The sequence below is a fragment of the Pseudoalteromonas sp. AOP7-A1-14 genome, from assembly GCF_052376275.1.
GTDB lineage: Bacteria > Pseudomonadota > Gammaproteobacteria > Enterobacterales > Alteromonadaceae > Pseudoalteromonas.
The window spans coordinates 1-202 of record NZ_JBQSVO010000332.1; the positions used below are offsets into that span (position 1 = coordinate 1).

1 protein-coding gene is annotated in these 202 nt (G+C 43.1%); it reads right to left on the reverse strand.

The genetic code is table 11. The annotated features are described in order from the left end of the window. A partial coding sequence (locus ACT3RM_RS18350; RefSeq protein WP_444511577.1) for an IS66 family transposase zinc-finger binding domain-containing protein occupies positions 1-202 on the reverse strand: 202 nt, incomplete at both ends.

Sequence of the window (202 nt, forward strand, 5' to 3'; positions counted from 1 at the left end):
CAATTGTTCATGCTCGCAATGTCTGCAAGCATATTTAAATTGTTTGTGCTTAATGACGCTGACTTTCGCCGGAATAATTTTAACTTGTTCGCTGTCTTCACTACCACATTGATGTAGTTGCTCACCGCAACACTGACACGTTAACTCGGTTAAGGTGTGCTCAACCTCTTCTCGTTCAAAGTGCTCAGCCAGCGTTTGTTTG